Below are 25,435 nucleotides of genomic sequence, written 5' to 3'. Positions count from 1 at the left end.
AAATCGCAAGTGTTATTTAACTGTAATTACTCACTAAATTTAATCCATTTGGTATTCAAGATCCCAGAGCATTAAACCACAGCTAACTGCAGTAGGTCCTGCAGCAGATCGATTACATGCAGCAATCATATTCGGTACATCAGAGGCTTTCCGTTTGCCCTCTCCGATTACCAGCAGCGTCCCTACAATGATACGAACCATATGCTGCAAAAAGCCGTTACCACTCACATAAATGTGAATGACACCCTGATCACGCGGATGGTCTCTGCACATTGATCGGTCCACTTCCATCCATGCTTCGTATACCGAACGAACATGATTCTCTTTCTGAGACTTGCGTGAAGCAAAGGAGGTGAAATCATACGTGCCTATGAAGTGACGTAAGCCCTCCTGCATTGCCATAATGTCCAGCTTCGCATGATGATGATACTGCAATCTTCTATTGAATACATCCGGAAATTGATTCGCATTGATAGTATAACGATATGTTTTCTTTTTCGCTGCGTAGCGAGAATGAAAATTAGTCGGCACCTCAGTTGCATCAATAACGACAATATCGGATGGTAATCTAGAGTTGAGTGCACCACACCAACGTTCAATCGGGATCTGGGACTCCGTAGGAAAATTGAAGATCTGTCTGCGGGCGTGAACACCTGCATCCGTTCTACCTGATCCTGTAATTTTAATAGTCTCACCGGTCAGTGCACGAATTGCATCTTCAAGATAGTCCTGAATGGTATTCCCTCCCGGCTGTACTTGAAAGCCGTAATAGGCAGTGCCATCATAGGTTAACGTCATACATAAGTTCCGCATTATTACCACACCTTTGTTCCATACTATACATATCCCTATCCCGAACAGCAAAAGAAGCTCCTTACGGAGCTTCTATTACAGCACGAAATCCGAAATGAAGAGAAAAAAAGGGTTAATCCAGAATCGTTGATTCTGCCCCTTTCCTCATCTCATCTGTTTTACGCGCGGTCTACCAGTTCCAAGTAAACCATTGGCGCAGCGTCACCACGACGAGGTCCCAGTTTCAAGATACGAGTGTATCCACCTGGACGCTCAGCGTAACGAGTAGACAATTCGCTAAACAGTTTTTGGATTGCATCTTGCTCACCATCGATAGTTTCGCGACGAACATAAGCTGCCACTTGGCGACGGGCATGAAGATCTCCCTTTTTCGCTTTAGTGATAATTTTTTCAGCAATAGAACGAACCTCTTTTGCTTTCGCTTCAGTTGTCTGAATACGTTCGTATAAGAACAGGTCGGTTACCAAGTCACGGAACAAAGCTTTACGTGCGCTGGAATTACGGCCCAACTTTTGATATGCCATTGTTTTCCCTCCTTCACTTCAAGTACTCGGCTGTCTATTCTTCTGTACGGAGTCCCAAACCAAGTTCCTCAAGCTTCTCTTGAACTTCTTCCAAAGACTTACGTCCGAGGTTACGGACTTTCATCATGTCTTCTTCCGTTTTCGTAGTCAGCTCTTGCACAGTATTAATACCGGCACGTTTGAGGCAGTTGTAGGAACGAACAGAGAGATCCAGCTCTTCTATCGTCATTTCGAGTACTTTTTCTTTTTTGTCTTCTTCTTTTTCGACCATGATCTCTGCATCTTTCGCTTCGTCTGTAAGACCCACGAAGAGCATCAAATGCTCAGTCAAAATTTTAGCGCCAAGGCTTACAGCCTCTTCAGGACGAATACTTCCATCAGTCCAAACTTCCAACGTGAGCTTGTCATAGTTGGTCACTTGACCGACACGCGTATTTTCCACAGCGTAGTTAACGCGACTGATCGGGGTGAAGATGGAATCGACTGGGATGACGCCGATCGGCTGGTCATCGCGTTTATTCCGATCTGCCTGGACGTAGCCGCGACCGCGATTGGCAAAAATACGCATGTGAAGTCTCGAACCTGGTCCGAGCGTAGCAATGTGTAAATCCGGGTTAAGGATTTCCACATCGGAGTCAGCACGGATATCTCCAGCCGTAATTGCTCCTTCGCCTTCAGCATCAATCTCGAGCACTTTCTCCTCATCCGAATGAATCTTAAGCGACAAAGCTTTCAGGTTAAGAATAACCTCCGTAACATCTTCCATTACGCCAGGAACTGTAGCAAATTCATGCAGAACGCCATCGATTTGAACCGAAGACACTGCCGCACCCGGCAGTGACGAGAGCAAGATTCGGCGAAGCGAGTTTCCAAGCGTCGTACCGTATCCGCGCTCAAGCGGTTCTACTACGAATTTCCCATAGGTGCCATCATCGTTGACGTCTACCGTCTCAATTTTCGGCTTTTCGATTTCAATCACTGCAATACCCCTCCTTCAAAACGTCGGTCCTCTATGAAACATTTACCTTCTCTTGCGAAAACATGTAGTAGTATGCCTAAACAACCATTATTAGCAGATTGTGCCGGAAATATACCACACGCAGGGGCAAATCTCATTAGACACGACGACGTTTTGGAGGACGGCATCCGTTATGCGGGACTGGAGTTACGTCTTTGATCAGGTTAACTTCAAGACCAGCAGCTTGCAAAGAGCGGATCGCTGCTTCACGGCCTGCGCCTGGTCCTTTAACCATAACCTCAACGGCTTTCATCCCATGTTCCATTGCAGCTTTGGCAGCAGTCTCAGCAGCCATTTGTGCAGCAAACGGAGTCGATTTACGGGAACCTCTGAATCCGAGGCCGCCTGAGCTTGCCCACGAAATTGCATTTCCGTGAGGATCCGTAATAGTAACGATAGTGTTATTGAAAGTGGAACGGATATGCGCCACGCCAGATTCAATATTCTTACGGTCACGACGTTTAGTACGTACGACTTTTTTCGGTTTAGCCATTTTCTCTTATCCCCCCTTATTATTTTTTCTTGTTCGCTACTGTACGACGAGGACCTTTACGAGTACGAGCATTCGTTTTCGTACGTTGTCCACGAACAGGCAGACCACGACGATGACGAACTCCACGGTAACAACCGATCTCCGTCAAACGTTTAATATTCAAAGAGATTTCTCGACGCAGGTCACCTTCTACTTTGACCTCTTTATCGATACTTTCACGCAATTTGCTGACTTCATCTTCCGTCAAATCACGAACACGAGTGTCCGGATTGATGCCTGTTGTGCTCAGAATTTTCTGGGAAGTCGTTTTACCGATTCCGAAAATATAAGTCAAGGCGATCTCAACGCGCTTATCACGTGGCAAATCCACACCAGCTATACGTGCCATTTTACGCTACACCCCCTTCTTTAACCTTGTTTTTGTTTGTGTTTCGGATTTTCACAGATAACCATAACATTCCCTTTGCGGCGAATGACTTTGCACTTTTCGCAAATCGGCTTGACCGAAGGTCTTACCTTCATGTGAATTACCTCCTCAAAGTTTTGCTAAGCAAAACCCTCTTCGTAAGCATTGACCTTGTTCTACTATTGTAAAACCGGCTTCGAAGCTTTCGCAAGTTTTGCCGGGCAAAACCCGCTTCATAAGCTTCACAGTTCATTGCAACTGTCTACTACTATTTACGGTAAGTTATACGACCTTTTGTTAAATCATAAGGCGACAACTGAACAACTACTTTGTCTCCAGTCAGGATACGGATAAAGTGCATCCGTAGTTTTCCGGAAACGTGAGCGAGAATTTGATGACCGTTCTCAAGCTCAACCTTGAATGTTGCATTCGGTAGCGGTTCGAGAACCGTACCTTCCACTTCAATGACATCTTCCTTGGCCATTAGTCAGTCTCCTTTCTCTTCAGCTTGAATGTTGGTGGATTCCAGAAATGAATGAACCGCATAGCGGAGCTTTCCATTTGTCACCCGACCACACTCGTTTAAACTGTTCACAACCTCGCTGCTAATCATGGGCTGGAGTTCAAGATGAAGAAGACTCTTCTTCTTGGGTTGATCAAACTTCCGTTTGTCTCCATCCGCAATATATACGAACCTACTGTCCGCTATAGCAACAATTACTGCGGCTTGGTCCGCATTGCGGCCTTTACGGATCTTCACAAGTTGACCGAGCTGCGGATTAGACTGATTGTTCATGCCTTATCACCTACGCATTCAGTTTCGTGAAAATTTCCATACCATCTGGTGTAACTGCTACGGTGTGTTCAAAGTGGGCACATAACGTTCCATCAACTGTAACGACAGTCCAGTTATCCTCCAACGTTTTCACATACCGTCTACCTACGTTAACCATCGGCTCTATGGCCAGCACCATGCCCGCTTTAAGCCGTGGTCCCCGATCGGGAAGACCATAGTTCGGAATCTGTGGTTCTTCATGCAGATCCGCGCCTATGCCGTGACCGACATATTCACGAACTACGGAGAACCCTTCATCTTCAATATATTTCTGAATCGCATGAGATATTGTAAACAAGCGAACGTCCGGTTTTACCAGCGCCAGACCTGCGTATAACGAAGCCTCGGTAACGTCCAGAAGACGACGGGCTTCTTCGGAAATACGGCCGACCGGATAAGTCCAGGCGGAATCTCCATGATACCCCTGGTACTGCGCGCCAATGTCAAACGTAACGATATCGCCCTCGTTCAACTTGCGTTTGCCGGGAAATCCATGTACCAACTCTTCATTTACTGAAGCGCACACACTGGCAGGGAAACCGTTATAACCTTTGAAAGACGGCACAGCTCCTTGACTGCGGATGTATTGATCGGCCATATGGTCAAGTTCTCCAGTCGTAATACCGGGAGCGATATGCTCTGCCAAGAGACGATGCGTTTCCGCAACAATTCTCCCTGCTTCCCTCATCAAGCCCAGTTCCGTTTCGGACTTACCAATGATCATCAATTAACCTCTCAGTAAGGACACGATTTCTTGAGAAACTTGATCGATATCCTGTTCTCCGTTCATTTGACGAAGAAGACCTTTAGTCTCATAGAACGTGAGGAGTGGTGCTGTTTTGTTGATATACTCGTCCAGTCGAGTACCTACACTCTCTTCATTATCATCAGAGCGTTGATACAACTCACCGGCGCATTTATCACAAATACCTTCCTGCTTAGGCGGATTGAATACCACATGATAAGTGGAACCACAGTTCTTACAAATTCGACGACCCGTCAAACGAGCCAGCAATTTATTGCGATCCACTTTCAGGTTGATTACATGATCGAGACCTGAGTTCAATCGATCCAGAATGCCATCAAGCGCTTCTGCTTGCGAAAGAGTTCTTGGAAATCCGTCCAAGAGGAAACCTTCTCTGCAGTCAGGCTGCTGCAAACGTTCTTCAACGATGCCAATGGTTACATCATCTGGTACAAGCAATCCTTGATCCATATATTCCTTGGCTTTCATGCCAATGGGAGTTCCCTGTTTGATCGCGAGACGAAATGCATCGCCTGTTGAAATATGGGGAATACCGAACTCTTTCACGATGACGTCTGCTTGCGTTCCTTTTCCTGCCCCCGGAGGGCCCATGAATAGGATGTTCACGTTATGTCACTCCCTCCAAGACTACCCTACATCAACAAACAGCACAATAGGTGCCGGCAAGTAAATCTTAGCTTGACCGGTACCTATTGCCTATTTATTGATAAAACCTTTGTAGTGGCGTTTGATCAATTGGCTTTCGATTTGCTTCATCGTATCCAGCGCAACACCGATAACGATCAGGAGGGATGTTCCTCCAATTTGCGCAGATTGAGGCAAACCAGAAAGTGCCCCTAAGAATACAGGCAGAACGGAAATGACTGCCAAGAAGATGGCTCCGGCCATTGTCAAACGAGTCATGACACGGGTCAGATATTTCTCGGTTGCTTTACCCGGACGAATGCCTGGGATGTAACCGCCGTTCTTTTTCATATTATCAGCCATCTGCTGTGGATTCATCTGTACGAAAGTATAGAAGAATGTGAACCCGAAGATCATCACGACATACAGCAACATACCCAGAGGTTTGTGTGTAGTCAGGTTCTGTCCGATCCACTGTGCCCAAAGGCGATCTGCCCAGAAGTTGGCGATAATCGTTGGGAACATCAACAGCGATGATGCGAAGATGACAGGGATAACACCTGCTGCATTAATTTTCAGCGGGATATGTGTATTCTGTCCACCGTACATTTTGTTACCTACGACACGTTTAGCGTACTGTACCGGAATTTTCCGAATCGCCTGCTGAATGTAAATGACCCCTATGATGATCAGCACAATAACAATTGCGATGATTACACCTTTAAGAATATTCATAAACAGTTGGTCAGGTTGAATGAAGTCGGATTCGATTGTTTGTTTGATAATGTTAGGCACCGTAGATAGGATACCCGCAAAGATCAAGATCGAAATCCCGTTTCCTATGCCCTTCTCGGTGATCTGCTCACCAAGCCACATCAGGAATGAAGTACCGGCCGTAAGTACAATCGCGATCAAGATATAATCTGCAAATGTAGCGTTAGGAATCATGTCTGTATTGTACAAGCGGTTGAATCCGATCGACGTACCAAACGCTTGAATCAATGCCAGGCCAATGGTTAAATAACGGGTCAATTGTGCAGATTTCTTCTTACCTTGTTCACCTTGCTTTGCCCACTCCGCTAATTTAGGAATAACGTCCATGGAAAGCAACTGTACTATGATAGACGCAGTGATGTAAGGCACGATCCCGAGCGCAAATATCGAGAACTGGAAGAGCGCTCCACCCGAGAACGTATTTAGAAGTCCAAAAACTTCTTTACCCGCAGAATTTGTCGCTTCGAACACGTCTTTGTTAACTCCCGGTACGGGAACAAAGGATCCGATGCGGTAAATGATCAGTACAAAAAGGGTAAATAATACCCTTTTGCGCAGATCTTCAACCCGCCAGATATTCTTTAGGGTCTTGAACATTAAATCACCTCAGTTGTACCGCCGGCAGCTTCAATTTTCTCAATAGCAGATTGAGAAAACTTGTTAGCTTTAACAGTCAGCTTCACAGTGACATCACCGTTACCCAGGATTTTGATTCCGGATTTAGCGTTTTTAACTACGCCGTTCGTCATCAAGAATTCTGGAGTTACTTCAGTACCCGCAGCAAAACTGTTCAGGTCTTCAGTATTCACAACTGCATATTCTTTGCGAGTTGGGTTTACAAAACCACGTTTTGGCAAGCGACGATACAATGGATTTTGTCCACCTTCGAAGCCTGGACGTACTCCACCGCCAGAACGAGCGTTTTGTCCTTTGTGACCGCGACCTGATGTTTTACCTGTACCACTACTTGGACCGCGACCAAGACGTTTACGTTCTTTGCGGGATCCAGGAGATGGTGAAAGCTCATGTAACTTCATCGTTCGTTGCACCTCCTTAAAGATTTGTGGGATTAACCCGTTTTTAAGCTTCTACTTCTTTAACAGCAACCAAGTGGCTTACTTTGTTAATCATACCACGGATGGCAGGATTATCGTTTTGTACCACTTTGCTATTGATTTTGCGCAAGCCCAATGTTTTCACAGTTGTTCTTTGCGTCTCCGGACGTCCGATCAAGCTGCGGACGAGGGTAATTTCTAATTTCGCCATGAGAATTCCCTCCTTAACCCAGAAGCTCTTCGACGGATTTTCCGCGCAGTTTAGCCACGTCTTCAGCACGCTTCAAACGGGACAAACCTTCCAAAGTCGCATTGACCATGTTCATGGAATTCGAAGAACCCAGAGATTTTGTCAAAATGTCACCTACACCAGCAAGTTCGAGAACCGCACGTACAGGACCACCAGCGATAACACCAGTACCTTCAGATGCTGGTTTCAACAGAACGCGTCCTGCGCCGAACTTACCTGTTACCAAGTGAGGAATCGATGTTCCTACGAGTGGAACGTGTACAAGGTTTTTCTTAGCGTCTTCAATACCTTTGCGAATTGCATCAGGTACTTCGCCCGCTTTACCGATACCAGCTCCAACCCAGCCGTTGCCGTCGCCGACTACAACCAGTGCGCTAAAGCTGAAACGGCGTCCGCCTTTTACTACTTTAGCTACGCGATTAATATTTACAACTCTTTCAGTCAGTTCCAAAGTATTCGGATCTACACGCAAGTCGTTAACCTCCTTTTGAAAAATATCTTAAAACTCAAGTCCTGCTTCACGAGCCGCTTCAGCCAAAGCTGCGATACGACCATGGTACAGATAACCGCTACGGTCAAATACGATGTTGGAAACACCTTTGTCTTTCGCACGTTTAGCAACGAGTTCGCCGACTTTACGAGCTGATTCAACAGATGCACCATTTTTGATGTCAGTGCTCAATTCTTTGTCTACGGTAGACGCGGAAGCGATTGTTACACCAGCAACATCATCGATAATTTGAGCATACATATGTTTACCAGAACGGAATACGTTCAAACGAGGACGTGCTGCCGTTCCTTGGATTTTCTTACGAACACGAAGGTGTCTTTTCAGACGAGCCTTATTTTTATCTGGTTTCGTAATCATCTCAAAGATTCACTCCTTTCAGGTTACCTCGCTGGCTTCAAAGCAGAAGCCACGGGGTATATTAGAAACACACGAAGCAAGCAAGCCGAAAGCCGCGCAAAGGCGGTAAGAGAAATCTTATTTCTTCTTACCGGCTTTACCTTCCTTACGGATGATACGCTCGCCTTCATATTTGATACCTTTACCTTTGTACGGCTCAGGTTCACGAACGGAACGGATTTTAGCAGCGTAAGCACCTACACGCTCTTTATCGATTCCGCGAACGATGATTTTCGTATTCGAAGGTACTTCGAATTCGATTCCCGCTTCCGGTGTAATTTCAACCGGGTGAGAGTAGCCAACGTTCAGAACGATTTTATCTCCGGATTTGCTTGCACGATATCCGACCCCAACCAATTCCAGAGATTTTGCGAATCCTTCAGTAACGCCGCTCACCATATTGTTTACAACGCTACGCGTTGTGCCGTGCAAAGAACGGTGAGTTTTGTTATCGGAAGGACGCACAACTGTGATTTCGTTATTTTCAACTGTAACCTTCATGTCTTTATGAAGCTCACGAGTCAAAGTTCCTTTTGGTCCTTTTACCGTAATAACGGTGTTGTCCAGGGTGATGTCTACACCACTTGGTACTGTGATTGGTTTGCGACCAATACGAGACATATGTTGCACCTCCTATCTTGTGACGTTATATTACCAAACGTAGCAAACGACTTCTCCGCCGGATTTCGATTGACGAGCTTCTTTGTCCGTCATGATACCTTTAGATGTCGAGATGATCGCGATTCCCAGGCCACCAAGTACACGAGGTACTTCGTTGCTTTTCGTGTAAACACGAAGACCAGGTTTACTGATTCTTTTCAGACCAGTGATAACGCGCTCGTTATTTTGACCGTATTTCAGGAAAACACGGATAATCCCTTGTTTGTTATCATCGATAACTTCAGCGTCACGGATGAAACCTTCACGCTTCAGGATATCGGCGATTTGTTTTTTCATTGTCGAAGCAGGCATTTCTACTGTTTCGTGACGAACAGTGTTCGCGTTACGAATACGAGTAAGCATATCTGCAATTGGATCAGACATAGTCATTGTGAGTTAACCTCCTTCCCGTTCAGGACTTTTTACCAGCTTGCTTTTTTCACGCCAGGGATCTGGCCTTTATAAGCTAATTCACGGAAACAAATTCTGCAAATTTTGAACTTTTGCAGGACCGAATGTGGACGTCCGCAACGCTCACAGCGTGTATATGCACGTACTTTAAACTTTGGTGTACGTTGTTGTTTAACTTTCATCGAAGTTTTTGCCACTTAGCCTGACACCTCCTAAATAATTTCGGAGAAAAGGGAGTCTTTCCAGACACCCGGAAACGTTATGCCAACATTACTTAACGAAAGGCATTCCCATTTGCGTAAGCAATTCACGGGACTCTTCGTCTGTTTTCGCCGTTGTTACAATGACAATATCCATACCGCGGACTTTATCAACTTTATCGTATTCGATCTCCGGGAAGATCAATTGCTCTTTCAGACCCAGTGTATAGTTACCACGTCCATCGAAAGCATTGCTCGATACACCACGGAAGTCGCGGACACGAGGAAGCGTTACGTTGAGCAGCTTATCTAGGAAGAAGTACATACGCTCACCGCGTAATGTAACTTTCGCACCAATAGGCATATTCTCACGCAGTTTGAAACCTGCGATAGATTTTTTAGCACGAGTGATTACAGGTTTTTGACCTGCGATCAGTTGCAAATCGTTTACTGCGGAATCCAACACTTTAGAGTTTTGGACAGCGTCGCCCACACCCATGTTGATAACGATTTTCTCGATTTTCGGCACTTGCATTACCGTTGTATAGTTGAACTTCTGCATCAAAGCAGGAGCGATTTCTTGCAGGTAACGTTCTTTCATTCTTGATGCCATGAATCATAGCCCTCCTTTCTCATTCGGTTCAATTAGTCGATAATTTCTCCGGAACGTTTAGCAACGCGCACTTTCTTACCGTTATCCAAAACTTTGTAACCTACACGGGTTACTTTTCCGCTCTTCGGATCGATGTGCATTACGTTGGAAACGTGAATCGGAGCTTCCTTCTCGATAATGCCTCCTTGCGGATTTTGCTGGTTAGGCTTCTGGTGTTTTTTCACCATGTTAACACCTTCCACAAGGACGCGGTTCTCACGAGGATAAGCAGCGATGACACGGCCTTTTTTACCTTTGTCTTTACCGCTGATCACCATAACCGTATCTTCCTTTTTAACGTGAAGTTTGTTGTTATGGGATTCCAGAACTTTTTTCACTCTTGGCATTTCGTACACCTCCTGTTTCTAACATCACGAGATTAAGCTTTAGATAACTTCTGGAGCCAAGGAAACGATTTTCATGAAGTCTTTGTCGCGAAGTTCACGAGCAACAGGTCCGAAAATACGTGTTCCACGTGGGCTTTTGTCGTCTTTTACAACAACTGCTGCATTTTCATCAAAACCGATGTAGGAACCGTCTTTACGACGTATAGAACGTTTCGTACGAACGACAACCGCTCTGACTACATCACCTTTTTTGACAACGCCGCCTGGTGTTGCTTGTTTTACAGAACAAACGATCAAATCACCAATTTGAGCTGTACGACGTCCCGTACCGCCGAGTACGCGGATACACATCAGTTCCTTCGCACCGGAGTTGTCAGCCACAGTCAAACGTGTAAATGGTTGGATCATTTAGTATTCCTCCTTTCAGCTATGCTGCTGATGCATTAGATGATAACCGCTTTTTCTACGATTTCAGTAAGTCTCCAGCGTTTATCTTTCGAAAGCGGACGAGTCTCCATGATTTTCACCGTGTCACCGATTTTCGCAGTGTTTTCTTCGTCATGTGCTTTGAATTTTTTAGTAACCTTAATGCGTTTATGGTACAAGTTGTGTTTTTTGTAAGTTTCTACAGCAACAACAATCGTTTTGTCCATTTTATCGCTGACCACTTTACCGGTTTGCACTTTACGTGCGTTACGTTCTTCGCTCATTGTTGGCCTCCTTCCTGATTACGGACGGATTGTCCATCCTATCCCTAATTAACCGATTCCCAATTCTCTTTCACGGATAATGGTTTTAGCACGAGCTATTTCTTTCCGCACATCACGGATGCGAGTCGGGTTATCCAGCTGACCGGTAGCTAATTGAAAGCGGAGGTTAAAGAGTTCTTCTTTAAATCCGGCAATCTTTTGCTCGATTTCAGCAGAGGTTAGGTTGCGAAATTCACTAGCTTTCATTTGCTTCACCACCCACTTCTTCACGTTTCACGAACTTCGTTTTGATTGGCAGTTTGTGAGCGGCAAGACGCATTGCTTCGCGTGCAACATCCTCCGGTACACCAGCAAGTTCAAACATGATCTTACCAGGTTTCACTACTGCAACCCATTTTTCCACGTTACCTTTACCGCTACCCATCCGAACTTCGAGAGGCTTTTGAGTAACTGGTTTGTCAGGGAAAATTTTGATCCAAACTTTACCACCACGTTTGATATAACGTGTCATTGCAATACGAGCCGCTTCAATCTGACGGTTCGTAATCCAAGCCGGTTCCGTAGCTTGAAGACCATATTCGCCGAAGTTCAAAGTTGTTCCGCCTTTAGCTTGGCCTTTCATATGTCCACGTTGTTGCTTACGGTGTTTTACGCGTTTTGGTACCAACATGATTAGTTGCCTCCTTCCTTAGCTGCTTGTTTCTTAGCCGTAGGAAGAACCTCTCCACGATAGATCCATACTTTTACGCCGATAAGTCCGTAAGTAGTATGAGCCTCTGCTGTACCATAATCGATGTCAGCACGCAGTGTGTGCAGTGGAACAGTTCCTTCGCTGTAGCCTTCAGAACGTGCAATCTCAGCGCCGCCAAGACGTCCGCCTACTTGAGTTTTAATACCTTTTGCTCCAGAGCGCATAGTTCTTTGAATTGCTTGTTTCAAAGCACGACGGAAAGAAACACGACGTTCCAATTGTTGTGCAATGCTTTCAGCTACAAGGACAGCGTCCAGATCTTGGTTCTTAATCTCAGAGATATTGATGTGTACTTTTTTACCGCCAGCAATTTTCGTAATTTGGTTACGAAGATTTTCAACTTCCGAACCACCTTTACCAATAACCATACCTGGTTTAGCAGTGTGAATCGTTACGTTTACGCGGTTAGCCGCTCTCTCAATTTCCACACGAGATAAAGCGGAGTCTTTCAATTTATTTTTCAGGAATTCACGAATTCTCACGTCTTCCATCAAAAGATCACCGAAGTCTTTGCCTGCATACCACTTAGATTCCCAGTCACGGATAATTCCGACACGGAGTCCGACTGGATTTACCTTTTGGCCCACACATTTCCCCTCCTTCTACTTCTCAGATACCACCAAAGTGATGTGGCTAGTACGTTTGTTAATACGACTTGCACGTCCCATTGCACGAGGGCGGAAACGTTTCATTGTCGGTCCTTGGTTCACGTAAGCTTGCGAGATAACCAAGTTATTAACATCCAAAGAATAGTTATGTTCCGCATTCGCAATAGCGGAGTTAAGCAACTTCTCAACGATAGGAGAAGCGGATTTCGGAGTGTGACGGAGAATGGCAACCGCCTCACCTACTTGCTTGCCGCGAATCAAGTCAACAACGAGTTGAACTTTACGAGGAGCAATCCGGATAAACTTAGCATGTGCTTTTGCTTCCATTGTGTAACCTCCTCTCAAACATTAAAGATGTTCATTTATCTTCTTGTTTTCTTATCATCATCAGTATGGCCTTTGTACGTACGGGTTGGAGCGAACTCACCCAGTTTGTGTCCGACCATGTCCTCAGTTACATACACTGGCACGTGTTTACGACCATCGTAAACGCCAAATGTGTGTCCGATGAATTGCGGGAAAATTGTAGAACGACGGGACCAGGTTTTGATTACGTTCTTCTTACCTGAAGCTTCCATCTCTTCTACCTTTTTGAGCATGTAGCCATCAATGAATGGCCCTTTTTTCAAACTGCGACCCATGTGGAGATCCTCCCTTCAAACGTAGCTATTATGCATCCGCAGATGCCTCACGAAGTTATGCACAGTGTGTATTACTTCGTGCGGCGGCGAATGATGTATTTATCAGAAGCTTTATTTTTCTTACGCGTTTTGTAACCAAGAGTAGGTTTACCCCATGGTGACATTGGCGATTTACGTCCGATTGGAGCACGACCTTCACCACCACCGTGTGGGTGATCGTTAGGGTTCATTACTACACCACGAACCTCAGGACGTTTACCCAACCAACGGCTACGACCGGCTTTACCGATTTTGATGAGCTCGTGGTCTTGGTTACCAACAGATCCGATTGTTGCGCGGCAAACTTTCAAAATACGACGAACTTCTCCGGAAGAGAGACGAACGGAAACGTATTTTTCTTCTTTACCAAGCAATTGTGCTTCTGTACCAGCAGCACGAACCAATTGTCCGCCTTTACCTGGTTTCAATTCGATATTGTGGATAACGGTACCTACTGGAATGTTTTCGAGTGGCAGAGCGTTACCGATTTTGATGTCTGATTCAGGTCCGGAGAACACTTGATCTCCAACTTTCAAACCTTTAGGAGCGATGATGTAACGTTTCTCACCATCAGCATAGTGAATCAGAGCGATATTAGATGTACGGTTCGGGTCATACTCAATCGTAGCAACGCGGCCCGGTATTCCATCTTTAGTACGTTTGAAGTCGATGATACGGTATTTACGTTTGTGTCCACCACCATGGTGACGAACTGTAATTTTACCTTGGTTGTTGCGGCCTGCTTGTTTGCTCAACGGGGCCAACAACGATTTCTCCGGCTGATTTGTGGTGATTTCCTCAAATGTAGAAACGGACATGTTCCGTCTTGCCGGGGATGTTGGTTTATACTTTTTGATTGGCACTGGGTTTCCCTCCTTACTTCAAAAATTCAATTATACAGTTTCAAAGAACTCAAGCGTTTTGCTGTCTTTTGTCAGCGTTACAAACGCTTTTTTCCATTCGCTAGTATATCCGGAATAACGTCCGTACCGTTTTGGCTTAGCTGGAACACGAAGCGTGTTCACGTTTTTCACTTTTACATTGAAAATAGCTTCTACGGCTTTCTTGATCTCGGTTTTGTTTGCACGGATGTCGACTTCAAATACATATTTCAAGTCATTCATCATGTCAGCTGTACGTTCCGTAATAATCGGACGTTTCACAATATCACGAGGATCTTTCATTACGCGAGCACCTCCTCTACCTTCTGAACTGCTTCTTTCGTAATGATCAGTTTGTCGTGCGAAAGCACGTCAAGAACATTAATGCCGTCAGCAGCTACGAATTTCACGCCTGGAATATTCCGTGCGGAAAGAGCTACATTATCATCATAGCTAGGAGCTACGATCAAAGCTTTACGTCCCACTTTGAGGTTACTCAAGATGGCTGCAAATTCTTTAGTTTTAGGTGAGCTCAACGTGAGAGCGTCCAAAACGATAATGTCATTGTCAAGCACTTTAGATGAAAGGGCTGATTTGATCGCCAAGCGACGAACTTTCTTAGGCAGTTTATACGCATAGCTCCGTGGTGTCGGACCAAATACGATACCGCCGCCTTTCCATTGTGGTGAACGAATCGAACCTTGACGAGCGCGACCTGTACCTTTTTGTTTCCAAGGTTTACGTCCACCGCCACGTACTTCAGAACGTCCTTTTACTTTGTGGGTACCTTGACGAAGGGAAGCGCGTTGCATAAGAACTGCATCGTACAGAACGTGTTGGTTCGGCTCAATTCCGAAAACCGCATCGTTCAATTCAACTTCGCCTACTTGGCTACCATCTACATTGTAAACTGATACTTTTGGCATTTTGTGTTCCTCCTTTCTTCAGTGGTTATTTTTTCACCGTTTGTTTAACTCTAATGAGACTGTTTTTCGGTCCAGGAATGGAACCTTTCACGAGCAACACGTTACGCTCAGCGTCTACTTTAACTACTTCAAGACGTTGAATTGTAACTGTATCATGTCCCATGTGTCCTGGCAGGCGTTTGCCTTTAGGAACTCGGTTAGCTTGGATCGAACCCATTGAACCAGGGCCACGGTGGTAACGCGAACCGTGTGACATAGGTCCAGTGCTTTGTCCCCAACGTTTGATAACGCCGGCAAAACCTTTACCTTTAGAAATACCCGTTACGTCAACGAATTCGCCTTCAGCGAAAATGTCAGCTTTCAGTTCTTGGCCAACTTCATATTCTGCGATGTTGATACCGCGAACTTCACGAACGTAGCGCTTAGGGGCAGTGTTCGCTTTTTTAGCGTGACCTGCTTCTGGCTTGTTAGCATTTTTCTCTTTCTTATCGGAGTAACCGATTTGAATTGCTTCGTAGCCATCGTTCTCAATGTCTTTCTTTTGCAAAACAACACAAGGGCCCGCTTCGATAACCGTTACTGGAACAACGTTACCTTCAGGAGTAAATACTTGAGTCATTCCGAGTTTTTTTCCTAAGATTGCTTTCATGTTGACACCTCTTTTCCTTTATACATGGTCTTTGTTGTAGCTTGTATTACAATTTAATTTCGATATCTACACCGGACGGCAGATCCAAGCGCATCAAGGCATCCACAGTTTGTGGAGTCGGGTTAACGATGTCGATCAAACGCTTATGTGTGCGTTGTTCGAATTGTTCCCGAGAATCCTTGTACTTGTGCACCGCACGAAGAATAGTAATGATTTGTTTTTCAGTAGGAAGCGGAATCGGACCGGATACACCTGCACCCGAACGTTTTGCTGTTTCAACAATTTTCTCCGCGGATTGATCAAGAATTCTGTGGTCGTAAGCTTTCAAACGAATACGAATTTTTTGCTTTGCCATTTTAGTCCCTCCTTCTATCGCCCAATTTTTTATCGGACATACTCCGTGAAAATTTTCTGGCCACTGTCCCATGGCAAAGGGGCCGGGTGTGCCAGTAACCTCTCACATCATCGCAACGTCACAGAACAACATTCATTATTATATAGAAAAGATGGGCGTATTGCAAGCATATTTAAGAAAAACATTTAAACTAATCTTTTCTGATGAAATGACTTCGTTTATTGCAGTGTTATCTTCAATATCCAGGCTGCCTTACCGATCCTTCTATTCTTGTAAATGATGTTCATTTCGTATGACGCAGGTTCCGAAACTTTACACATAATAAAAGAGTTCTTTATCCGATGTCGGATAAAGAACTCTTCCGAAGCTTCGTTACAGTACAATGTTACTCGTTCCAGTACACTGTTGCATATGCTTTATTCAGCGTTAAGCCGAATTATTTTTGGATCGATGCTACGGAACCGGCACCTACTGTACGTCCGCCTTCACGAATGGAGAACTTAGTTCCTTCTTCAATCGCGATTGGGGAGATCAGAGAAACAGTAACAGTGATGTTATCACCAGGCATTACCATTTCAGTACCTTCAGGCAAGTTGATGATGCCTGTTACGTCAGTTGTACGGAAGTAGAACTGTGGACGGTATCCAGTGAAGAAAGGCTTATGACGGCCACCCTCTTCTTTAGTCAAAACGTAGATTTGTGCAGTGAATTCTGTGTGTGGCTTAACAGAACCTGGTTTCGCAAGTACTTGACCACGCTCGATTTGAGTACGGTCAACACCACGCAACAATGCACCGATGTTGTCGCCCGCTTGAGCGGAATCCAACAATTTACGGAACATTTCTACGCCCGTAACTACGGATTTTTTAGTTTCTTCAGTAATACCAACGATTTCGATCTCTTCGCCGACTTTAACAGTACCACGCTCTACACGGCCAGTAGCAACAGTACCACGACCAGTGATGGAGAATACGTCCTCGACAGGCATCAAGAAAGGCTTGTCAGTTTGACGCTCAGGCAATGGGATGTAAGTGTCGATCTCTTTGAACATCTCAACGATTTTTTGAGCCCACTCACCATCAGGGTTTTGCAGAGCTTCACGAGCGGATCCACGAGTGATTGGAGTATCATCACCTGGGAACTCATATTCGTTAAGAAGGTCGCGAACTTCCATCTCAACCAATTCCAACAATTCTTCGTCTTCAACCATGTCGCATTTGTTCAAGAATACAACGATGTAAGGTACGCCTACTTGACGGGAGAGCAAGATATGCTCACGAGTTTGTGGCATTGGACCATCAGCTGCGGATACTACCAAGATAGCTCCGTCCATTTGTGCCGCGCCAGTGATCATGTTTTTAACATAGTCGGCGTGACCCGGGCAGTCTACGTGAGCGTAGTGACGAGTGTCAGTTTCGTACTCAACGTGTGATGTGGAGATTGTGATACCGCGCTCGCGCTCTTCTGGAGCTTTATCGATTTGATCGAATGCAATTGCTGCACCACCGTAAGTTTTGGACAATACAGTTGTGATTGCAGCAGTCAGTGTTGTTTTACCGTGATCGACGTGACCGATCGTACCGATGTTAACGTGGGGTTTATTACGTTCGTATTTAGCCTTTGCCATTTGAACGTGGCCTCCTTAAAATTATAATTTTATGTTTTCACTGAATGAAGTGCTCCGAAATGAATTCTTATGCACTTGCATCCAGTGTGAGAAAACTACTCGGTGCCTTTTGTTTTAGCAACGATTTCTTCAGCAATGCTCTTAGGAACTTCTTCATAGTGAGAGAGTTCCATGGAGAATACGCCGCGTCCTTGAGTACCGGAACGAAGAGTCGTAGAGTAACCAAACATTTCAGACAAAGGTACCTTAGCACGGATGATTTGAGCTCCACTACGGGAATCCATACCTTCGATGCGGCCACGACGGGAGTTCAACATACCCATTACGTCACCCATGTACTCTTCTGGAACTGTTACTTCTACTTTCATGATAGGCTCAAGCAGAACTGGTTTACACTTGTCTTTAGCCGCTTTAAGCGCCATAGATCCGGCAATTTTAAATGCCATCTCATTGGAATCGACATCATGGTAAGATCCGTCTACAATTGTAGCCTTAACGTCTACAAGCGGGAAGCCTGCAATAACGCCGTTTTTCATTTGCTCTTCAATCCCTGACAGTGCAGGTTGAATGTATTCTCTTGGAACCGAACCACCGACAACCTTACTTTCAAACTGGCTGCCTGTACCCGGCTCGAGAGGTTCGAATTCAACCCATACGTGACCGTATTGACCACGACCACCGGATTGACGTACGAATTTACCTTCAACGCGCGCTGGAGCACGGAATGTTTCACGGTAAGCTACTTGTGGTTTACCCACAGTAGTTTCAACCTTGAACTCACGACGCATACGGTCGATGATGATATCAAGGTGAAGCTCACCCATACCTGCCAAGATCGTTTGGCCTGTTTCTTCGTCAGTATGAGCACGAAGAGTTGGATCCTCTTCAGTCAACTTACCGAGAGCAACACCCAGTTTATCCTGGTCAGCTTTGGTTTTAGGTTCAACAGCGATTTCGATAACCGGATCAGGGAAGTTCATTGACTCCAAGATAACCGGATATTTCTCATCACATAGTGTATCACCTGTACCCGTATCTTTCAAACCTACGGCAGCTGCAATATCACCGGAGTAAACTACAGTGATTTCTTGACGACTGTTCGCATGCATTTGAAGGATACGACCGATACGCTCACGCTTGTTTTTAGTGGCATTCAATACATAGGATCCGGATTGAAGAACACCGGAGTATACGCGGAAGAATGTTAATTTACCAACGTAAGGGTCTGTCATAATTTTGAATGCCAATGCAGAGAATGGCTCTTCATCGGATGACTTACGAATTGCTTCAGTTCCATCTTCAAGATGTCCCGTGATCGAAGCAACATCTGTTGGAGCTGGCAAGTAGTCGATAACAGCATCCAACATCAGTTGAACACCTTTGTTACGGTATGAGGATCCACAGATAACTGGGAAGATCTTAACATCTACAACACCTTTACGGAGTACGGTTTTGATCTCATCAATTGTGATCTCTTCGCCTTCCAGGTATTTCATTGTCAAATCTTCGTCCAGTTCAGCAACGCGCTCAATCAGCTCGTTGCGAAGTTCTTCAACTTGATCTGCAAATTCTGCAGGAATTTCGACTTCTTCGATATCTTGTCCCAGGTCATCTTTGTACATATGAGCCTTTTGAGCAACGATATCGATGATGCCTTTGAAATCATTTTCAGCGCCGATTGGAAGTTGAATCGCAACAGCGTTCGCTTGAAGGCGATCACGCATGTCAGATACAACGTTCAGGAAGTCAGCACCGATGATATCCATTTTGTTTACATATGCGATACGAGGTACGCCGTACTTGTCAGCCTGTCTCCATACGGTTTCGGACTGAGGCTCAACGCCTTCTTTCGCACTGAATACACCAACTGCTCCGTCCAATACACGAAGGGAACGTTCAACTTCAACAGTGAAGTCAACGTGTCCCGGGGTATCAATAATATTAACGCGGTGGCCCTTCCAAGCAGCGGTAGTAGCAGCGGAAGTAATCGTAATTCCGCGCTCCTGCTCTTGTTCCATCCAGTCCATTGTCGCAGCGCCTTCGTGAACTTCACCGATTTTGTGCGTACGTCCTGTGTAGAACAAGATCCGCTCAGTTGTAGTGGTTTTACCCGCATCAATATGAGCCATGATCCCGATATTACGTGTATTTTTCAAGGAGAACTCTCTAGCCATGAAATGGGTCTCCCTTCAAAATTGAAGTTTTTTTATTGTGAACTGAATCCTACCAACGGTAGTGAGCAAACGCTTTGTTCGCTTCAGCCATTTTGTGCGTATCTTCACGTTTTTTAACGGAAGCGCCTGTGTTGTTGGAAGCGTCGATGATCTCAGCCGCCAAACGCTCTTCCATTGTTTTCTCACCGCGGTTGCGGGAGTAGTTCACGAGCCAACGTAATCCCAGAGCAGTACGTCTCTCTGGTTTCACCTCGATTGGTACTTGGTAGTTGGCACCGCCGACACGGCGAGCTTTAACTTCCAGGACTGGCATGATGTTCTTGATTGCTGCTTCAAATACTTCCATAGGGTCATTACCCGTACGTTCTTGAATCAACTTGAACGCATTATACAGAATGCTTTGAGCAACACCGCGTTTTCCGCCGATCATGATGCGGTTGATTAAACGAGTAACCAACTTGCTGTTATACAACGGATCAGGCAGAACGTCTCTTTTCGTAACTGGACCTTTGCGTGGCATGGATATCCCCCTTTCTTTCTTGTTCAGCAGATCCTGTACCTTCCAGACTTAGACCAGAAGGCTTTCAGGCTAACTGCTTATAATAGTTTAGGCTTTTTTAGCTTTTGGACGTTTAGCACCGTATTTCGAACGAGCTTGCATACGGTTGTTCACGCCTGCAGTATCGAGAGCTCCACGAACGATGTGATAACGAACTCCTGCAAGGTCTTTAACTTTACCTCCGCGGATCAATACCACACTGTGTTCTTGAAGGTTATGTCCGATTCCCGGGATATAAGCAGTAACCTCGAGACGGTTCGTCAAACGAACACGGGCATACTTACGAAGTGCAGAGTTTGGTTTACGTGGAGTCATTGTACCTACACGAGTGCAGACACCACGTTTTTGTGGGGCACTGATGTTAGTAGATTCACGTTTCAAAGCGTTGAATCCTTTTTGCAAAGCTGGAGATTTTGACTTCTCAACTTTTGCTTGACGTCCTTTACGAACCAGTTGATTAATAGTTGGCATGTGATTGCCACCCCCTTCCTCAAATATTCATGTTTCTTTATAAACCTCTTTTCGCTAAGTCCACAGACCCAGGCGGTTCATAAAAAGACAAATGAAAAGTTTTTGCCTTGGAGAATCCTTAAAAGTTCTCGGACAAAAACGTTCCTTACTCTATGATTTTACGACAGCAGCCATAGCTGCTCCTACTCCAATCCCGCAAGCCTTGCCGAGATTTTTCATTGTATCCACTTTCGTGCATTTCACATTGTGTTGCTCACACAAAGCAATGATTTTGGAAGTAAGCTGCGGATCACTATCTTCTGCGACATAGACTTCAGAAGCCATACCTGTCTGCACCATCCGCATGGTCTGTTTGGAACCAATTTTGACATGAGCATCTTGCAAGGCTTTTTCATTAGACATTGTGCATTCCTCCGAATAGAACCAAGTACAATCAGCTGCCCACGCACCTTTGATATATTAGCATCTAGCGCAAGCATTGTCAATGCTAATCCTAAAACATTTTTTAAAAAGTTTACGCACATCAGGATCCGTCCGTCTGTATCATACAAACGTCCGTCTCCTGAGGCACAAAACTTTCAATCTCCTCTAAATAAGGAGCAATCTATTTAATCAACCGAAACTGGCTCAAGCTCTTCTACTGAAGATTGGCCATCTTCTGGCTCAGCAAATTTGATGCTGCGGTAACGGTGCATACCTGTACCAGCAGGAATCAATTTACCGATGATTACATTTTCCTTCAGACCGAGCAACTGATCGACTTTACCTTTGATCGCTGCATCTGTCAATACACGTGTAGTTTCTTGGAACGAAGCCGCCGAGAGGAAGGAGTCTGTTTCCAAGGATGCTTTCGTAATACCGAGCAGGATTGGTTTTGCAACCGCCGGCTCTTTATCACTAAGAATCGCAATTTTGTTAGCTCTTTCGTACTCATGCATATCCACGAACGATCCTGGCAACAGCGTTGTATCTCCTGCATCTACGATACGGATTTTACGCAGCATTTGACGGATCATAACTTCAACGTGCTTATCGTTAATTTCTACGCCTTGGTTACGATATACGCGTTGTACTTCCTGCAGAATGTAGTTTTGTACACCACGTATGCCTTTAATCCGCAGCATTTCTTTTGGATCGATGGAACCGTCTGTCAACTCGTCACCCGCTTCAACTTCCGCGCCTTCGCTTACGCGCACACGGGAACCGTAGGTAACGGCGTATACTTTGGATTCCGCTTCACCTTGAATTTCGATTTCACGACGATCTTTCGCTTCGCGAATCTCTTTAACCACACCATCGATTTCACTGATCGTTGCTTGACCCTTAGGATTACGAGCTTCAAACAACTCCTGGATACGTGGCAAACCTTGCGTAATATCGTCTCCGGCTACACCACCGGTGTGGAATGTACGCATTGTAAGCTGTGTTCCTGGCTCACCAATGGACTGTGCTGCGATAATACCAACCGCTTCACCAATCTCCACGTGTTTACCAGTCGCCAGGTTGCGACCGTAACACTTCTTGCAGACACCATGACTAGCACGGCAGCTGAGTACGGAGCGGATTTGCAATTTGGTGATGCCTGCTTCGATGATCGCTTCTGCTTTGTCGGAGTCAATCAATTCATTGCGACCTACAATGATTTCTTTCGTTTCCGGATGACGAAGAGTCTCGAAACAGTATCTGCCTTCAATACGGTCATAGAGATCTTCAATAACCTCTTTACCATCTTGGATACGACTTACCGTAAATCCTTTATCTGTACCACAATCATCATCACGCACGATAACGTCTTGGGCTACGTCTACGAGACGACGAGTCAGGTAACCTGAATCGGCTGTACGCAGGGCTGTATCCGCCAAACCTTTACGCGCTCCGTGAGTCGAGATAAAGTACTCGAGTACTGTCAGACCTTCACGGAAGTTCGATTTGATTGGGAGTTCGATAATTCGACCGGATGGGTTGGCCATCAGACCACGCATACCGCCCAATTGGGTGATTTGCGATTTGTTACCCCGTGCTTTGGAGTCTACCATCATCATGATCGAGTTGTATCGATCCATGGACTTCATCAGAATCTCAGTGATGTCATCTTTGGATTTCGACCAGATATCAATGATACGGTCATAGCGCTCTTCATTCGTAATCAGACCACGACGGTACTGATTCGTAACGATTTGTGCTTTTTCCTCAGACTGTCTAAGAATTTCAAACTTCTCAGGCGGAACGATAACATCAGATACCGCAACCGTAATACCGGCACGAGTAGAGTATGTGAATCCAAGTTGTTTGATTTTATCCAAAATAACGGCTGTTTCCGTTGTGTGATAGATTTCAAAACAACGTGCAATGATGGAGCCGAGGTATTCTTTACCAACACCGCCAGCCAGAGGAGCATTCATAATAGCTTCTCTAAGATCAGCACCTTTTTCATATACAAATGAGTGATCTGCAGTACCTTGGTATAGGTTCGAACGAGTCGCATCATTGATATACGGGAAGCTTGCCGGGAAAATTTCATTAAAGATAATTTTACCAACAGTTGTCAGCAACATTCCTTCTTGCTGTTCTTCCGTGAAGCTTGTTTTACCAAGCGCCTTAACCGGAATAGCAACACGCGCATGCAGACCAGCAGTACCACGTTGGTATGCTGATACAGCTTCGTTAACTGTACGCAGGATCATACCTGTGCCCTTTTCTTCCTTGTTGTCCATAGTGAGGTAGTAAGAACCAAGCACCATATCCTGGGAAGGAGTAACAACCGGTTTACCGTCTTTCGGGTTCAAAATGTTACCTGATGCGAGCATCAGGATACGTGCTTCCGCTTGAGCTTCAGCGGACAACGGAACGTGCACAGCCATTTGGTCACCGTCAAAGTCGGCATTGTATGCCGTACATACGAGCGGGTGAAGACGAATTGCTTTACCTTCAACGAGAATCGGTTCAAATGCTTGAATACCGAGTCTGTGAAGCGTAGGGGCACGGTTCAACAGAACCGGATGCTCCTTGATTACTTCTTCAAGAACATCCCATACTTCAGGACTTACACGCTCAACTTTACGTTTCGCGCTTTTGATGTTGTGGGCAAGCCCTTTATTTACAAGCTCTTTCATAACGAAAGGCTTGAACAATTCAAGTGCCATATCTTTTGGCAGACCACACTGATACATTTTCAGGTAAGGTCCGACAACGATAACGGAACGACCAGAATAGTCAACCCGTTTACCGAGCAAGTTCTGACGGAAACGTCCTTGTTTACCTTTCAGCATGTGGCTGAGGGATTTCAAAGGACGGTTACCAGGACCCGTTACTGGGCGTCCGCGACGGCCATTATCGATCAATGCGTCAACAGCTTCCTGTAACATCCGTTTTTCATTTTGCACGATAATATCTGGCGCGCCCAGATCAAGCAGACGTTTCAGACGGTTGTTCCGGTTAATTACACGGCGATACAGGTCATTCAGGTCAGACGTTGCAAAACGTCCACCATCCAGTTGTACCATTGGGCGAAGTTCCGGCGGGATAACTGGAAGTACATCCATAATCATCCACTCTGGCTTGTTGCCTGAGTTGCGGAAAGCTTCGATAACTTCCAGACGTTTGATCGCACGATTACGACGTTGTCCTTGTGCAGTGCGGAGTTCTTCCTTCAGGAATTCAAGCTCTTTATCTACATCAAGGTCTTGAAGCAGTTTTTTAACCGCTTCTGCGCCCATGCCAGCTTGGAAACCATATCCGTATTTTTCACGGTAGCTGCGATATTCTTTCTCGGACAACAGTTGTTTTTTCTCCAGTGGAGTTTCTCCTGGATCAGTTACAACATATGATGCAAAATAAATAATCTCTTCGAGTGATCTTGGAGACATATCCAGCGCAAGACCCATACGGCTCGGAATACCTTTGAAGTACCAGATATGCGATACCGGAGCAGCGAGCTCAATATGGCCCATCCGTTCGCGGCGTACTTTCGCACGTGTTACTTCAACGCCACAACGATCACAGACAACGCCTTTATAACGGACGCGTTTGTATTTACCGCAATGACATTCCCAGTCTTTTGTAGGGCCAAAAATCTTTTCGCAGAACAGCCCTTCTTTTTCCGGTTTCAACGTACGATAGTTGATCGTTTCCGGTTTTTTCACTTCTCCGCGGGACCAAGAACGAATTTTCTCTGGGGAAGCAAGCCCGATCTTCATGTATTCGAAATTGTTGACGTCCAACAAGGAGCAACCCTCCTTAACCAATTCCTGTATTCTAGGTTACGCCCTCTCCGGCCGAAGCCGGAGCAAGACGCGAGCCTGATGAAAAA

Annotated in this window: 38 protein-coding genes; all 38 read right to left on the bottom strand. The window is 45.4% G+C overall.

Going from position 1 to position 25,435, the window contains the following annotated elements; translation table 11 throughout:
- Window positions 1–39 precede the first annotated feature (39 nt).
- Window positions 40–813 carry a tRNA pseudouridine(38-40) synthase TruA gene (truA, locus tag HF638_RS27300; protein ID WP_169483049.1) on the bottom strand — a complete coding sequence of 258 codons (774 nt, stop codon included), beginning with the start codon at window positions 811–813 and terminating at the stop codon, window positions 40–42.
- Between the two features lie 158 nt (window positions 814–971).
- Complete coding sequence (rplQ, locus tag HF638_RS27295) at window positions 972–1,337, bottom strand: 50S ribosomal protein L17 (RefSeq protein ID WP_105406981.1); 366 nt, start codon at window positions 1,335–1,337, stop codon at window positions 972–974.
- Between the two features lie 34 nt (window positions 1,338–1,371).
- Entirely contained in the window at window positions 1,372–2,316 is a 945-nt protein-coding gene (locus HF638_RS27290; RefSeq protein WP_017692101.1) for a DNA-directed RNA polymerase subunit alpha, read from the bottom strand.
- A gap of 136 nt (window positions 2,317–2,452) precedes the next feature.
- Window positions 2,453–2,848, bottom strand: a complete 396-nt coding sequence (gene rpsK / locus HF638_RS27285) for a 30S ribosomal protein S11 (protein WP_017692100.1) — start codon at window positions 2,846–2,848, stop codon at window positions 2,453–2,455.
- A gap of 19 nt (window positions 2,849–2,867) precedes the next feature.
- A complete protein-coding gene (gene rpsM, locus HF638_RS27280) occupies window positions 2,868–3,236 on the bottom strand; it encodes a 30S ribosomal protein S13 (RefSeq protein WP_062329455.1) in 369 nt (122 codons plus the stop codon).
- A 20-nt stretch (window positions 3,237–3,256) separates the two neighbouring features.
- Entirely contained in the window at window positions 3,257–3,370 is a 114-nt protein-coding gene (rpmJ, locus tag HF638_RS27275) for a 50S ribosomal protein L36 (protein ID WP_003333770.1), read from the bottom strand.
- A gap of 152 nt (window positions 3,371–3,522) precedes the next feature.
- Entirely contained in the window at window positions 3,523–3,738 is a 216-nt protein-coding gene (gene infA, locus HF638_RS27270) for a translation initiation factor IF-1 (protein WP_017692098.1), read from the bottom strand.
- A gap of 3 nt (window positions 3,739–3,741) precedes the next feature.
- Window positions 3,742–4,050 carry a KOW domain-containing RNA-binding protein gene (locus tag HF638_RS27265; RefSeq protein WP_105406980.1) on the bottom strand — a complete coding sequence of 103 codons (309 nt, stop codon included), beginning with the start codon at window positions 4,048–4,050 and terminating at the stop codon, window positions 3,742–3,744.
- A gap of 10 nt (window positions 4,051–4,060) precedes the next feature.
- A complete protein-coding gene (map, locus tag HF638_RS27260; RefSeq protein WP_062836189.1) occupies window positions 4,061–4,813 on the bottom strand; it encodes a type I methionyl aminopeptidase in 753 nt (250 codons plus the stop codon).
- Window positions 4,814–4,816: 3 nt separating this feature from the next.
- Entirely contained in the window at window positions 4,817–5,461 is a 645-nt protein-coding gene (locus HF638_RS27255) for an adenylate kinase (protein ID WP_036607188.1), read from the bottom strand.
- A 90-nt stretch (window positions 5,462–5,551) separates the two neighbouring features.
- A complete protein-coding gene (gene secY / locus HF638_RS27250; protein ID WP_169483048.1) occupies window positions 5,552–6,850 on the bottom strand; it encodes a preprotein translocase subunit SecY in 1,299 nt (432 codons plus the stop codon).
- Window positions 6,850–7,290, bottom strand: a complete 441-nt coding sequence (gene rplO, locus HF638_RS27245) for a 50S ribosomal protein L15 (RefSeq protein ID WP_062836188.1) — start codon at window positions 7,288–7,290, stop codon at window positions 6,850–6,852. The genes secY and rplO overlap by 1 nt, the downstream gene beginning before the upstream one ends.
- A 43-nt stretch (window positions 7,291–7,333) precedes the next feature.
- On the bottom strand, window positions 7,334–7,519 hold the full coding sequence (gene rpmD / locus HF638_RS27240) for a 50S ribosomal protein L30 (RefSeq protein ID WP_017692092.1): 186 nt from the start codon (window positions 7,517–7,519) through the stop codon (window positions 7,334–7,336).
- 13 nt (window positions 7,520–7,532) lie between these two features.
- Window positions 7,533–8,030, bottom strand: coding sequence for a 30S ribosomal protein S5 (rpsE, locus tag HF638_RS27235; protein WP_017692091.1), 498 nt, complete (start codon window positions 8,028–8,030; stop codon window positions 7,533–7,535).
- Between the two features lie 27 nt (window positions 8,031–8,057).
- Complete coding sequence (gene rplR / locus HF638_RS27230; RefSeq protein WP_017692090.1) at window positions 8,058–8,426, bottom strand: 50S ribosomal protein L18; 369 nt, start codon at window positions 8,424–8,426, stop codon at window positions 8,058–8,060.
- Window positions 8,427–8,543: 117 nt separating this feature from the next.
- Window positions 8,544–9,086 (bottom strand): 50S ribosomal protein L6, encoded by a 543-nt coding sequence (rplF, locus tag HF638_RS27225; protein WP_017692089.1) that lies wholly within the window; start codon window positions 9,084–9,086, stop codon window positions 8,544–8,546.
- Window positions 9,087–9,116: 30 nt separating this feature from the next.
- On the bottom strand, window positions 9,117–9,515 hold the full coding sequence (gene rpsH, locus HF638_RS27220; RefSeq protein ID WP_017692088.1) for a 30S ribosomal protein S8: 399 nt from the start codon (window positions 9,513–9,515) through the stop codon (window positions 9,117–9,119).
- Between the two features lie 32 nt (window positions 9,516–9,547).
- Window positions 9,548–9,733, bottom strand: a complete 186-nt coding sequence (locus HF638_RS27215) for a type Z 30S ribosomal protein S14 (RefSeq protein WP_013312154.1) — start codon at window positions 9,731–9,733, stop codon at window positions 9,548–9,550.
- Between the two features lie 73 nt (window positions 9,734–9,806).
- On the bottom strand, window positions 9,807–10,349 hold the full coding sequence (gene rplE, locus HF638_RS27210; RefSeq protein WP_017692087.1) for a 50S ribosomal protein L5: 543 nt from the start codon (window positions 10,347–10,349) through the stop codon (window positions 9,807–9,809).
- Between the two features lie 32 nt (window positions 10,350–10,381).
- Window positions 10,382–10,735 carry a 50S ribosomal protein L24 gene (rplX, locus tag HF638_RS27205; RefSeq protein ID WP_017692086.1) on the bottom strand — a complete coding sequence of 118 codons (354 nt, stop codon included), beginning with the start codon at window positions 10,733–10,735 and terminating at the stop codon, window positions 10,382–10,384.
- A gap of 39 nt (window positions 10,736–10,774) precedes the next feature.
- Entirely contained in the window at window positions 10,775–11,143 is a 369-nt protein-coding gene (gene rplN / locus HF638_RS27200) for a 50S ribosomal protein L14 (protein WP_169483047.1), read from the bottom strand.
- Between the two features lie 35 nt (window positions 11,144–11,178).
- The gene (gene rpsQ, locus HF638_RS27195; RefSeq protein ID WP_017692084.1) at window positions 11,179–11,445 is read right to left on the bottom strand and encodes a 30S ribosomal protein S17; all 267 of its coding nucleotides are present in this window, start codon (window positions 11,443–11,445) and stop codon (window positions 11,179–11,181) included.
- A gap of 48 nt (window positions 11,446–11,493) precedes the next feature.
- Window positions 11,494–11,691: a 50S ribosomal protein L29 gene (gene rpmC / locus HF638_RS27190; protein ID WP_017692083.1), complete on the bottom strand. Its 198-nt coding sequence runs from the start codon at window positions 11,689–11,691 to the stop codon at window positions 11,494–11,496.
- A complete protein-coding gene (gene rplP / locus HF638_RS27185) occupies window positions 11,681–12,115 on the bottom strand; it encodes a 50S ribosomal protein L16 (RefSeq protein WP_169483046.1) in 435 nt (144 codons plus the stop codon). Before rplP ends, rpmC begins: the two co-directional genes overlap by 11 nt.
- A gap of 2 nt (window positions 12,116–12,117) precedes the next feature.
- Complete coding sequence (gene rpsC / locus HF638_RS27180; RefSeq protein ID WP_036607182.1) at window positions 12,118–12,783, bottom strand: 30S ribosomal protein S3; 666 nt, start codon at window positions 12,781–12,783, stop codon at window positions 12,118–12,120.
- A gap of 15 nt (window positions 12,784–12,798) precedes the next feature.
- Complete coding sequence (gene rplV / locus HF638_RS27175) at window positions 12,799–13,131, bottom strand: 50S ribosomal protein L22 (RefSeq protein WP_024633583.1); 333 nt, start codon at window positions 13,129–13,131, stop codon at window positions 12,799–12,801.
- Between the two features lie 35 nt (window positions 13,132–13,166).
- Window positions 13,167–13,445 carry a 30S ribosomal protein S19 gene (gene rpsS / locus HF638_RS27170; RefSeq protein ID WP_062836183.1) on the bottom strand — a complete coding sequence of 93 codons (279 nt, stop codon included), beginning with the start codon at window positions 13,443–13,445 and terminating at the stop codon, window positions 13,167–13,169.
- 71 nt (window positions 13,446–13,516) lie between these two features.
- Window positions 13,517–14,347: a 50S ribosomal protein L2 gene (rplB, locus tag HF638_RS27165; RefSeq protein WP_017692078.1), complete on the bottom strand. Its 831-nt coding sequence runs from the start codon at window positions 14,345–14,347 to the stop codon at window positions 13,517–13,519.
- Between the two features lie 30 nt (window positions 14,348–14,377).
- Complete coding sequence (gene rplW / locus HF638_RS27160) at window positions 14,378–14,668, bottom strand: 50S ribosomal protein L23 (protein WP_017692077.1); 291 nt, start codon at window positions 14,666–14,668, stop codon at window positions 14,378–14,380.
- Entirely contained in the window at window positions 14,668–15,291 is a 624-nt protein-coding gene (gene rplD, locus HF638_RS27155) for a 50S ribosomal protein L4 (protein WP_169483045.1), read from the bottom strand. Before rplD ends, rplW begins: the two co-directional genes overlap by 1 nt.
- A 25-nt stretch (window positions 15,292–15,316) precedes the next feature.
- The gene (gene rplC, locus HF638_RS27150; RefSeq protein ID WP_169483044.1) at window positions 15,317–15,940 is read right to left on the bottom strand and encodes a 50S ribosomal protein L3; all 624 of its coding nucleotides are present in this window, start codon (window positions 15,938–15,940) and stop codon (window positions 15,317–15,319) included.
- 46 nt (window positions 15,941–15,986) lie between these two features.
- Complete coding sequence (gene rpsJ, locus HF638_RS27145; protein ID WP_017692074.1) at window positions 15,987–16,295, bottom strand: 30S ribosomal protein S10; 309 nt, start codon at window positions 16,293–16,295, stop codon at window positions 15,987–15,989.
- A 436-nt stretch (window positions 16,296–16,731) separates the two neighbouring features.
- Entirely contained in the window at window positions 16,732–17,922 is a 1,191-nt protein-coding gene (gene tuf / locus HF638_RS27140) for an elongation factor Tu (RefSeq protein ID WP_024633588.1), read from the bottom strand.
- Between the two features lie 95 nt (window positions 17,923–18,017).
- A complete protein-coding gene (gene fusA, locus HF638_RS27135; RefSeq protein WP_169483043.1) occupies window positions 18,018–20,096 on the bottom strand; it encodes an elongation factor G in 2,079 nt (692 codons plus the stop codon).
- 49 nt (window positions 20,097–20,145) lie between these two features.
- Complete coding sequence (gene rpsG / locus HF638_RS27130; RefSeq protein WP_017692071.1) at window positions 20,146–20,616, bottom strand: 30S ribosomal protein S7; 471 nt, start codon at window positions 20,614–20,616, stop codon at window positions 20,146–20,148.
- A gap of 87 nt (window positions 20,617–20,703) precedes the next feature.
- Window positions 20,704–21,126 carry a 30S ribosomal protein S12 gene (gene rpsL, locus HF638_RS27125; protein ID WP_017692070.1) on the bottom strand — a complete coding sequence of 141 codons (423 nt, stop codon included), beginning with the start codon at window positions 21,124–21,126 and terminating at the stop codon, window positions 20,704–20,706.
- Window positions 21,127–21,276: 150 nt separating this feature from the next.
- Window positions 21,277–21,528, bottom strand: a complete 252-nt coding sequence (locus tag HF638_RS27120; RefSeq protein ID WP_169483042.1) for a ribosomal L7Ae/L30e/S12e/Gadd45 family protein — start codon at window positions 21,526–21,528, stop codon at window positions 21,277–21,279.
- Between the two features lie 206 nt (window positions 21,529–21,734).
- The gene (rpoC, locus tag HF638_RS27115) at window positions 21,735–25,349 is read right to left on the bottom strand and encodes a DNA-directed RNA polymerase subunit beta' (RefSeq protein ID WP_169483041.1); all 3,615 of its coding nucleotides are present in this window, start codon (window positions 25,347–25,349) and stop codon (window positions 21,735–21,737) included.
- Between the last annotated feature and the right edge of the window lie 86 nt (window positions 25,350–25,435).

The organism is Paenibacillus sp. SZ31 (genome assembly GCF_012912005.1).
Classification (GTDB): domain Bacteria; phylum Bacillota; class Bacilli; order Paenibacillales; family Paenibacillaceae; genus Paenibacillus.
The sequence above is the reverse complement of the archived record's forward strand: the minus strand, read 5'-3'. Positions and strand labels throughout refer to the sequence as shown.